The organism is Exiguobacterium sp. s95, assembly GCF_018618655.1.
In the GTDB taxonomy this organism is placed as follows: Bacteria; Bacillota; Bacilli; order Exiguobacteriales; family Exiguobacteriaceae; genus Exiguobacterium_A; species Exiguobacterium_A oxidotolerans.
Window position 1 is genome coordinate 140,597 of the sequence record NZ_JACSMM010000005.1, and the last position, 11,181, is coordinate 151,777.

General features: G+C 46.3%; 9 protein-coding genes and 2 riboswitches. All 9 genes read left to right on the forward strand.

Going from position 1 to position 11,181, the window contains the following annotated elements; translation table 11 throughout:
- The first annotated feature begins 278 nt into the window (after positions 1-278).
- The 9 genes from KNP99_RS10525 (at position 279) to KNP99_RS10560 (ending at position 10,889) form a co-directional block, all read left to right on the forward strand.
- Positions 279-1,235, forward strand: a complete 957-nt coding sequence (locus tag KNP99_RS10525; protein WP_088836259.1) for an AAA family ATPase — start codon at positions 279-281, stop codon at positions 1,233-1,235.
- Positions 1,232-2,314: a DUF58 domain-containing protein gene (locus KNP99_RS10530; protein ID WP_088836260.1), complete on the forward strand. Its 1,083-nt coding sequence runs from the start codon at positions 1,232-1,234 to the stop codon at positions 2,312-2,314. Before KNP99_RS10525 ends, KNP99_RS10530 begins: the two co-directional genes overlap by 4 nt.
- The gene (locus KNP99_RS10535) at positions 2,311-4,383 is read left to right on the forward strand and encodes a transglutaminase TgpA family protein (protein ID WP_215193229.1); all 2,073 of its coding nucleotides are present in this window, start codon (positions 2,311-2,313) and stop codon (positions 4,381-4,383) included. Before KNP99_RS10530 ends, KNP99_RS10535 begins: the two co-directional genes overlap by 4 nt.
- A gap of 37 nt (positions 4,384-4,420) precedes the next feature.
- Positions 4,421-4,522: riboswitch (purine riboswitch) on the forward strand.
- A 129-nt stretch (positions 4,523-4,651) separates the two neighbouring features.
- Positions 4,652-6,172 carry a glutamine-hydrolyzing GMP synthase gene (guaA, locus tag KNP99_RS10540; RefSeq protein ID WP_088838417.1) on the forward strand — a complete coding sequence of 507 codons (1,521 nt, stop codon included), beginning with the start codon at positions 4,652-4,654 and terminating at the stop codon, positions 6,170-6,172.
- A gap of 301 nt (positions 6,173-6,473) precedes the next feature.
- Positions 6,474-7,010 carry a hypothetical protein gene (locus tag KNP99_RS10545; RefSeq protein ID WP_214767147.1) on the forward strand — a complete coding sequence of 179 codons (537 nt, stop codon included), beginning with the start codon at positions 6,474-6,476 and terminating at the stop codon, positions 7,008-7,010.
- A 204-nt stretch (positions 7,011-7,214) separates the two neighbouring features.
- Positions 7,215-7,541 carry an acyltransferase family protein gene (locus KNP99_RS15345; protein WP_251133077.1) on the forward strand — a complete coding sequence of 109 codons (327 nt, stop codon included), beginning with the start codon at positions 7,215-7,217 and terminating at the stop codon, positions 7,539-7,541.
- A gap of 69 nt (positions 7,542-7,610) precedes the next feature.
- Positions 7,611-7,904, forward strand: coding sequence for a hypothetical protein (locus KNP99_RS15350; RefSeq protein WP_251133078.1), 294 nt, complete (start codon positions 7,611-7,613; stop codon positions 7,902-7,904).
- A gap of 439 nt (positions 7,905-8,343) precedes the next feature.
- Positions 8,344-8,445: riboswitch (purine riboswitch) on the forward strand.
- Between the two features lie 135 nt (positions 8,446-8,580).
- Positions 8,581-9,885 (forward strand): NCS2 family permease, encoded by a 1,305-nt coding sequence (locus KNP99_RS10555; RefSeq protein ID WP_214846043.1) that lies wholly within the window; start codon positions 8,581-8,583, stop codon positions 9,883-9,885.
- Between the two features lie 86 nt (positions 9,886-9,971).
- The gene (locus KNP99_RS10560; protein ID WP_235195251.1) at positions 9,972-10,889 is read left to right on the forward strand and encodes a proline dehydrogenase family protein; all 918 of its coding nucleotides are present in this window, start codon (positions 9,972-9,974) and stop codon (positions 10,887-10,889) included.
- The last annotated feature ends 292 nt before the right edge of the window (positions 10,890-11,181 follow it).

The window sequence follows — 11,181 nt, forward strand, 5'->3', positions numbered from 1 at the left end:
ACGATCGCATGTCGCTTCGAGTAGAAGAGGATCACCGGACTTGACGAACGGAATAAGTTTATAGACACGGATTGTACCCGTGTTTTACGTGCACTCTGCACGAATCAAGAACGGTTTACGGCATGTAATCGTTCCTGAAACACAAAGGGGGAGTCGCTCTGCGGCGCCCCCTTTTTTGTGCGTATTGAGAGACTCATATGCCTTTCCAAAGGGACTACGGTTATGAGAAGATAGAAAGAGTCAGAAAATTCAACTACTAAAGAGCAAGGGGCCTGACAATGCGAACATACACAAGAGAGATTCAAGCAATCATCGACAACGTAGAAAAAGTAATCGTCGGTAAGGAAGATGTTATTACACAATCGTTAGCAGCGCTACTTGCCGGAGGACATGTCTTACTTGAGGATGTACCGGGGGTCGGGAAAACGATGCTCGTGCGCGCATTCAGTCGCTCAATCGGCCTGACTTTTAAGCGTGTTCAATTCACACCCGATTTACTCCCCTCGGATTTAACGGGTGTTTCGATGTATAACCAAAAAACGAGTCAATTTGAGTATCGTCCGGGTCCATTGATGGGCAATATCGTTCTCGCGGATGAAATCAACCGAACTTCTCCGAAAACACAATCGGCGTTACTGGAAGGGATGGCGGAAGCAAATGTAACGGTGGACGGAGAAATCCATACGCTTCCGAATCCCTTCTTTGTCATGGCGACGCAAAATCCGATTGAGCATGAAGGGACATATCCATTGCCGGAAGCACAACTCGATCGCTTTTTAGTCAAAGTCAAGATGGGCTATCCGGATTTTCAGCAAGAGATGAAGTTGCTGAATCGATTCGAACGCGATGAACCAATCGACACGATCGAATCGGTCATCGGGCGCGACGAATTGTTACGGATGAAGGAAGAAGTCAAGGAAGTCCACGTTTCACAACCGGTTAAAAAATATATCGTTCAGCTCGTCCAGGCCACGCGTGAGCATGCTTCGCTTTACCTTGGAGCCAGTCCGCGTTCATCGATTGCTTTAATGAAAGTCGCGCAAGCCTGGGCTTATATGGAAGGGCGGAAATTCGTATTACCCGATGACGTGAAACACCTGTTGACACCCGTCTTATCACACCGGTTGATTTTGACGGCAGATGCTCGCTACCACGGACAGTCGGCTGAACGGGTATTGGAACAGGTGAAAAAAGAAGTTGCGGTGCCGATTCAACACGACGTGGAGTCTTTATGAAACGGTGGCAAATCGGCTGGCGTTATGCCGTCCTGCTCCTGATGGTCACGGCATTGTGGATTTACGCCCGTGTGGATGGTGGAAATGTAGCCTCGTTACTGTTCTACGTCATGGCAGGTTTGACTGTCTACTGGACGATTTTTTTAATCTGGCCCGTGACGAAAGCCGTCGCGACGCGAGAAGTTTCGAATAAGATGTTGATTGCCGGGACGGACATTCCTGTCGTTTTACAAGTTAGACGAAAATACCCTTTTCTTGTCGGGACCGTCGAAGTAACAGAGGAAGTACCGGAAGCATTGAGTGCGGAGCGTTTAGACATTCGGCGCTCGTTACGTGCCCATTACCGGAAGACGGAACAGATTGAATATGTCATTCCATCGATTCGTCGTGGACTGTATCAGATTCCTGGTTGTGTGATTGAAATTACGGATCCGTTCGGTGTATTCATGCGAAAAAAACTCTACCCGGTCGAAACATATCTCGCGATAGAACCGGCACGGCTCGCGACGCAGTTGCCACATGAAGACGATCGGGGGGACGGCGGAATTTCGCCCGTCTCGCTCGATTTGCGGCAGTCATCCTTTACCGTCGTTGGAGTCCGGGAATATGTCAGTGGCGACCGGATGAACCAGATTGATTGGAAGGCAACGGCGAAACGCCAAGGTTTGATGACGAAGACATTTGAACGGGAACAAGAGCGGGAAACGACAATTGTTTTTGATGAAGGAACGGTGAGTGATGCGCAGTTCGAACGGAGCATTTCGATGCTTGCCGATGCGACCGATCAACTCAACAAACGGCGCTTGAATTACCGGATCCATCTCGTCGGTCATGCTGTCCAGTCCCTGTCTCTACCACTTGAAGGGGCGAAGCTGACACATTATTTGATGACGGCTCAACCGAGTCGGACCCGTTCATTCATTGAGTCGTGGGAGTATTCCTCAAAAGCATTACGTCTGAGTGGAAACGTCCTCTTCATCACGCCGGACCTTGAATCGAATAACGAAATGTGGATGTCTAAAATCAGACAGGAAGCGACCGTGCATGTCTATACGCCGGAAAGGAGGGGGAGCCGATGAGTCGACGACTGATTTGGAACTTACTCGCGGCGTTACTACTTGCGAGCTTCATGCCCCCGCTACTGGAACTGACGACGTTTGACAGCATCGTTCCTTTCTTGCCGCTTCTTTTGACACCACTCCTGCTATCGCACGTCCGAAGACGGTGGTTTTTAAGTGGCAGTCTACTTGCTTTGATGGTGTCTTTTTACTTCATCTTGACACCGGAAGAAGCCCCGTGGCGACTATTAGGTGAAATTACGGATGATGTATCACGTGTCATCAATGGGGAGTTGCCGGGACGACCGGCCTTCGCCTTATCGATCGGTCTAATTAGCTTTTTAATCGGCTACCTTGGTCGCCGAACCTTCCCGAATCGGGGATTTGTTGTTGGGTTGACCGTCGGTGTGATCGGTTTCATCGCCTATTGTGACACATGGACGGATTACTCGGGTGACCAGTTCATCTTGTATCCGATCCTCCTGGCATTACTTTTGTTGTATGCGACAGAAATCAATGAACGACCGACTGCCTCTTACGTTCGGCCGATTAGTGCCTTGTTGATTATCGGTGTAACGATCGTTGCGGCACTGCAAAGTCCGGTCATCACAGCGACGTGGCAAAACAGTTGGTATGACTGGACGTCACGTTTTGAAGGAGAAGGTACATCGACGAATGCGATTCAAAAAGTCGGATACGGCTCGAACGATGAACAGCTCGGTGGTCCATTCCAAATGGACGACCGGGAAGTTTTTCAAGTCGAGAGTGAAGGGAATCGGTACTGGCGGGTCGAGACGAAGGACGTCTACACCGGTAAAGGTTGGATTTTATCGGAGTCAAGTCCGGAGATTAACGGGCGTGGTTTCTTCTCGCACTTTGGCGATGACGTCGAGACACGTGAAGAGAGTGCGACGTTCAAGTTGGCTCGCGAGTTGCCGTTTGTCCCTTACAATGGAGATAATGTGCGCTTGACGGCAGATGATCAACGGCAAAATCTTTTAATCAACCCGGAAAATCAAAAAATTTCGTATCTTGACGATGCAACGCGCCAGCAAAATTATCAGATTCAGTACGCGTATCCACTGTTTACTGAAAAACTACTCCAAACGGATGAACCGGTAAAACTTTCAGAAATGGAACAAGATCGTTACCTGCAACTGCCGGGAACATTACCGGACCGGGTTCGTGATTTAGCGGCTGAGATCGTTGCTGATGAAGAAACACCGTGGGAGCGCGCGAAAGCGATTGAAAATTACTTCGAGCAAGAAAACTTTGAGTACAATACGGAAGATGTTGCTGTCCCGGCAGAAGATCAAGACTATGTCGATCAATTCTTGTTCGAGACGAAGCTCGGTTATTGTGATAACTTTTCGACTTCAGCAACTGTGTTACTACGGGCGGCTGGATTACCGGCACGCTGGGTAAAAGGATTTACAGGTGGCGAATCCGATGTCATCGGTTCTGCTGTCACGAGTTATACGGTCCGAAACAAAAATGCCCATTCCTGGGTCGAAGTCTACATCGAAGGACCGGGTTGGGTACCGCTCGAGCCGACTGTAAGTTTTGACGGTACAGGGCAATATACGATCAATCAAGAGACCGATAACGAAACGGAACAATCAAATCCGCAACGGGATACAGAGACAGATACGGAAACGGCAACACCGAACCGTCCGCAGGAAAATCTTCTCGATGACGCCCAAGCGACGACAGCGAATCAGGCGGAAAAACGTTCGATTCCCGTCTGGCCGATCATTGGTGCGTTGCTCGGTCTTGTGTTCCTCTATCTGTTTAGAAAACCAATCAGACGAACGGCCGCAATTCTCTTCTTCCGTAGCCAAATCAAACGACCGGAAGGATTCAAACGGATGTATCGCTTCTTGCTCCGACGTCTCGATAAACAAGGGTTCCATTATAAGGATGGACGGACGCTCGCGGAACTTGCACATGAAGTCGATGGGTATTACGAAACGTACGCGATGCGCCCGTTGACGGATGCCTATGAACGGATGATTTATGGTGGTGAGACGTTGTCGCTCGAAAAGAAACGTGAATATTTCGAAAATATGATTCGTCGCGTAGAGGGTTGATATTTTTGAATTGATACAGTTACAATGAGAACAACGTAAATCATACATGCATCTCCTTTGTATATACTCGCGGATATGGCGCGAGAGTCTCTACCGGGTCACCTTAAACGACCTGACTATGAAGGAGCAGACCCTTCGTATACATTTTTTTGTGAAGCGGCCTGCTCTTTTTCCATTTATTCATGGGGGAAGAGTGGGCTTTTTTCATAGGGGTACGCATGAAACTTGAAAGGCGGGAATAGATTTGGAAGCACATTTGGACCAAGAAATGATCCTCGTCCTCGATTTTGGAGGTCAGTACAACCAATTGATCACACGACGCATCCGTGATCTCGGAGTTTACAGTGAACTGCATTCGCACAAGATTACGGCAGCAGAAATCAAAGACATCGCACCAGCGGGTATCATCTTCTCCGGTGGACCACGCAGTGTCTACGCAGAAGACGCGTACCGCTGTGATCCGGAAATCTTCGAACTCGGAATTCCGATCTTTGGTATTTGCTACGGCATGCAATTGATGTCGCAACACTTCGGTGGGACAGTCGAGCGTGCCGGACACCGGGAGTACGGAAAAGCGACATTGACGCTGAACGATCCGTCCGCGATGTATGCAAACTTACCACTCGAGCAGACGGTCTGGATGAGCCATAGTGATCTCGTCACAACGGTTCCGAACGGTTTCGTCGTCGATGGGACAAACGTTTCCTGCCCGATCGCTTCCATCAAAAACGAAGAGTTAAAAATGTATGGTGTTCAGTATCATCCGGAAGTCAACCACACGATGTTCGGCAAAGAACTCTTGAAAAACTTCCTGTTCGAAGTCTGTCAGTGTACAGGCGACTGGTCGATGGAGAACTTCATCGAAATCGAAATCGCGAAGATTAAAGAAGAAGTCGGCGACAAAAAAGTTCTTTGTGCCCTTTCAGGCGGTGTCGACTCGTCTGTCGTCGCAGCACTGATTCATGCGGCAATCGGTGACCAATTGACATGTATGTTCGTCGACCACGGTCTCTTACGGAAAGGGGAAGCGGAAAGTGTCATGAAGACATTTGCCGATCACTTCCACATGAACGTCATTAAAATCGACGCGCAAGACCGTTTCCTGAACAAATTAAAAGGGATTTCGGATCCGGAGCAAAAACGTAAAATCATCGGTAACGAATTCGTTTACGTCTTCGACGAAGAAGCGTCAAAATTGACGGATATGGACTTCCTGGCCCAAGGAACGCTCTATACGGATATCATCGAAAGCGGAACGGATACGGCACAAACGATTAAATCGCACCATAATGTTGGTGGATTACCGGAAGACATGCAGTTCAAGTTGATTGAACCAATCAACACGTTGTTCAAGGATGAAGTCCGTGCACTCGGTAAAGAACTTGGTTTGTCGGACGAAATCGTCTGGCGTCAACCGTTCCCAGGACCAGGTCTCGGCATTCGTGTCCTCGGTGAAATCACAGACGAGAAACTTGAAATCGTCCGTGAATCCGATTTCATCCTCCGCGACGAAATCAAAAAAGCCGGTCTCGAACGTGAGATCTGGCAGTACTTCACAGTCTTGCCACCACTCCGTTCAGTCGGTGTCATGGGTGACGAGCGGACATACGACTATGCAGTCGGCATCCGTGCTGTTACGTCGATTGACGGCATGACATCGGACTGGGCACGCATCCCATGGGACGTGCTCGAGAAGATTTCGGTCCGGATCGTCAACGAAGTCCAGAACGTTAACCGCGTCCTGTACGATGTGACGTCGAAACCACCGTCAACGATTGAGTGGGAATAAGTACTAGACTTGATGAGGGTAATCGTCTCATGAAGCCTTTCGTACCAACGTGTTAAAGGGGATAGGTGAAATGAAGACCGTTTCACCTTCAACAACTCTATTTCAAAATGAAGCTCTCTTTTGTTCGCATTATTTGTGAATGAAAGGGGGCTTTTTTTCGTGACCAAAATCATGGAACTGTTGGATGACTTTAAATTGAACCAACAAATTCAAGGGAGGAGACCAAGATATATCGAGATGTGCATCGGGCACTTGATATAATATGAAGTGAATAACTAAATGGAGTAGGTGGCGAACCATTATGATTGATTGGACATGGGCTGAAGTTGATCGATTAGAGCATCAAGAGAAGTGGAATGAAGCAAAAGAATATCTTTTAAAAGCATGGCAACAAAATCCCATAGACTTAAAAACTGTGATTCGACTGGGCTTTTTTTGTTGGTATGTCGTAGTCGAACAAGGACCGCTAGGAATTACAGATGCAGATGTAGATATGGATGAATTAGAGTCGTTACTGGAGGAAGTTACACATTTCGGCTTAGCGCATTTTATGACGAATGAGGATTTTCTCTGGTGTTTTGGTTATATGATTTCTATGTTTCCCTATTATTTTGGCGACTATGAACAGTGGGAAGAAAAAGGGATTTCTATGTTAAAACGTGCTTATGAATTGTATCCTGAGGAACCTGTATATAAGTATTCTTACTTAGGATATTTCCCGAATACCTATGGAACACTTAAGAATGAATTAAAGCAGATACAACCTGTTTTAGAAGATCGATTTAAAGGAGAAGGCTTATTGACAGAATACTTTAAAGAAGTACTCCGTCAACGTTAACTTTCAATAAGGAACAAGCTCCATATGAATTAAGAATTTGTTTCCAATCGGAAGAGCGACTGTCAGTTACTTTCTTTTTCGCGTGATGCGTCTACAACATTTCTGTTTCTTTTCTTCAAAAAAACGTGTGTTTAAATATAGACTTTAGTAACTTAAAAAGAGAGATATCAATCAACAGACGAAAAAAAGAGTTGGAGGAAGGCAATGAACGGACGCGATTGGGTTTACGATCATGCCAAGTTAGTATTGATTTTTTTAGTAGTCCTTGGTCATATAATCGAGCCCTTTATTTTAAAAAGCCCAGAGTTGGAAAGTGTATTTAATTTTATTTATTTATTCCATATGCCAGCTTTCATTTTCATATCGGGTTACTTTACAAAGGGAGAATTAACTCTTAAAACCGGGCTGAAACTGTTTTTGGATTATCTTTTGTTATTCATCCTGATACAACTGGTATTTGTAGCGGTGATGAAAGGGATCGGAATTGACCGATATCAATTCTTGACGGTACAACCGGCTTATATCTATTGATATCTGTTTACGATGTTTGTCTAGAGTCTCCTGCTGCCGGCGGTTCTTTGGTTGGGACGATCCGTCAAGATGGGAATCGGGCACGTTTTGTTGGTCAGTATGCTGGCCAGCCGGCTGCATCGATCAAATCGGCTGGGCATGGAGCTTATCGCGCATTGTCGTCTTTTTCCGTTTTATGTGCTCGGCCATTACTTCAAGCGTCGTGGATGGATCATCTATCAGGTGTTCCCGAACCGCGGGATGGCTTTAGTGGTCATGCTGGCTAGTGCTCTGATGATGTGGACATGGCCAAACCTTTTTCAGTTTGATTTGCTGAGTGGAGCGAATTCATATTTCAAGATGGGGTTAGATGAAACTGGATAAATCTTGCGGCTTGTTCTGTATATGATTCAGTGTCTGATGATCATGGCATTCTTTACGTTGTTGCCGAGAAAACCATTCGTAATTTCCCATCTTGGAACGAAGACATTGACGATTTATATTCTCCACGGCTTTATCGTCTAAGGACTGGTCGCTGCGTCTTACTTTGATGAGCTCACAATCGGACGAGTGCTTTTTCTTCCGATGTTAGCGGCAGTCCTCGTGATGGTCTTTGGAAGATTGCCCATCCGTTTTCAGTTATTGCCTTACATATTAAAGCAAAATAACCGTGAGAAGAAAAACAAAGAAAAAGTCAGTCAGTCTAAAAAAACGCTTCCAAAACCGAACGTTCGGCTTATTTAATCCACTAAATTTCGCTTTTATGGTTGACCGTCTATTTTGAGCGTGCTACGATGTGTCTGTTCTTATTTTAAATCATCTACTAAAAAACAAAAAATAATGCCGTATAATTCTGGGGATATGGCCCGGAAGTCTCTACAGGAACACCTTAAAGGTTCCTACTACGGCGTGCACTGATTTCTGGTGTGCGCTTAAAGAAACGGCTTTTACCGCTTAGGTAACTGCCGTTTTTTTCGTTTCTTGAGACGGCTTATTTGGAAAGAAGGCAACCATGAGCACACAGATGAAACCGCAACAACCTAAACAAAAGGAGAACGCGATCGCGCGATTCTTCGACTTCGACGGACTCGGTACGAACATGCGGACAGAGTTCATCGCCGGTATGACAACATTCTTCGCGATGGCGTACATCTTATTCGTTAACCCGAATACGTTAGCAGACGCCGGGATGAATCCTGGTGCTGTCTTCGGTGCAACGGCGCTTGTCGCCGTTATCGGTTCAGTCACGATGGGCTTACTCGCGAATTATCCGATTGCTCTCGCACCCGGTATGGGACTGAACGCGTTCTTCGCCTACAGTGTCGTCATCGGCATGGGGATCCCGTGGGAAACGGCATTATCCGGTGTTTTAGTATCGGGTCTTGTCTTCATGGTACTCACGGCATCAGGGATTCGTGAAACAATCATCAATGCGATTCCAGAACCACTTAAAATGGCAGTTGCTGCCGGAATCGGTTTATTCATCGCCTTCATCGGTTTGAAAACAGGTGGAATCGTCGTCGCAAACGAAGCGACGCTCGTCTCACTCGGTAACTTGGGTCAAGGGACAACATTGCTTGCTGTGTTCGGTTTAGTCGTTTCAGCGATCTTAATGACACGCGGAATTAAAGGCGCCATCTTCTTCGGAATGATTTTGACGGCAATCGCGGGAATGATTTTTGGATTGATTCCTGTTCCGTCAAGCCTTGGGGAAATCGTTTCAGCTCCACCGAGTATCGCACCGACATTCGGACAAGCGTTCCTTCACTTCAATGAAATCTTTACTGTCCAGATGGCAGTCGTCATCTTAACGTTCTTCTTCGTTGATTTCTTCGATACAGCGGGAACACTCGTTGCCGTCGCGAACCAAGCAGGATTAATTAAGGAAAATAAAGTTCCGCGTGCAGGACGCGCCTTGATCGCTGACTCAACAGCAACAGTCGCGGGTTCAATCCTTGGAACATCAACAACGGTTTCATACATTGAATCAAGTGCAGGTGTCGCAGCAGGCGGTCGCTCAGGAATGACGGCAATCGTAACCGGCTTATTCTTCGGACTTGCCTTATTCTTCTCACCACTTCTCGCCGTCATCACGGCGCCGGTCACAGCACCGGCACTCATCATCGTTGGTGTGTTAATGGCATCCTCACTTCTCCAGATTGATTGGAGAAAGTTCGAGTATGCAGTTCCAGCCTTCTTGACAGTCATCATGATGCCACTTACGTATTCGATCGCAACGGGAATCGCATTCGGGTTCTTATTCTATCCAATCACGATGATCGCGAAAGGTCGCGCGAAAGAAGTGCACCCGATCATGTACGCTATGTCACTCGGATTCCTAGCATACTTCATCTGGTTACACTAATTTTTCTTATTAAGCTGACGTCTTTCTTCTATATAGAAGAAAGGCGTTTTTTTTATGGAGAGTAGGGAATCAACAAACAGGAGGTGATGAACGTGTTGGAAAAACTAACAGGTCCGATATTCGAACGACTCGCTGTTGATAAACGTCTTATTCGTGTGGCCCGAGCAGTCGGCTTACCTTTAGGGGGAACATTATTCGTAGGAGGGCAAACAATCGATGAGACGTTCCGAACAGTCCGGACGTTGAATGCGCAGGGTCGGGCAGTCACGATTGATTGTTTAGGAGAGTTTATTCACAGTGTGCAGGATGCAAAGGCGATTGCGGATGAATGCATTGATGTTTTGTACCGATTAGAGAAAGAACAAGTGGATGGACAAATTTCATTAAAGTTAACATCCGTCGGCGTGCGGTTAGATCCGGAACTCGCCCTCATGCAGATGGAACGTATCCTTGAAGTCGCACTTCAGCTGAATCGCCGGGTGACGATCAACATGGAAGAGTACGAAATGACTGAGTCGATTTTGAAAATTTTCCGTGTGCTTCAGTTCTCTTACCCGAACCTTGGTGTGGCGCTTCAAGCAAATCTGCACCGTAGTCGTTTTGACTTAGATCAACTCGAACCAATGACCCGGATCGTAAAAGGGGCATATACGGGGTCGAAGGAACATTACATCGAGGATAAGGCGATGGTAGATGCCAACTATCTTCTATTAGTAAAACAGAATTTGATGAAAGGACGTTATACGCAAATCGCGACACATGATGACGATATGATTGAGGAACTACTCGACTTTATTCGACAAGCTGACATTTCAGATGAGTGTTTTGAATTTCAAATGCTTCAAGGGATGCGACCGCAACGTCAGAAAGAGTTGGTCAATTCAGGATATCGTGTTGTCGTGTATGTACCGCACGGAGTAGACTGGTATACGTACTTGATGAGACGTCTGGCTGAACGACCTGCAAATATCGGGTTTACTTTATTGAGTATGTTAAGACTCTGATGCTGTATGTAAAACGCAAAACAAGCTTTTGTAAAGTTTTTTTAAAATAATGCTTGTGTTTGTCGAATTTTGTTGTTATATTAATAAATGTTCCAGCGAGACGCCTTTTATAAACGGTTTGTTGGGGCTGAAAAATCTTTTCAAAAACACGGTTGACATAATCAAAACAACCTGTTAATCTATTAAAGTCGCTAACACGACACGACGAACTTTGAAAACTGAACGATGAGGCAAAAAACGTATCTTCGGATACAAACAATGAATGAAGCGCAAGCTTCGTCAACGTGACTTT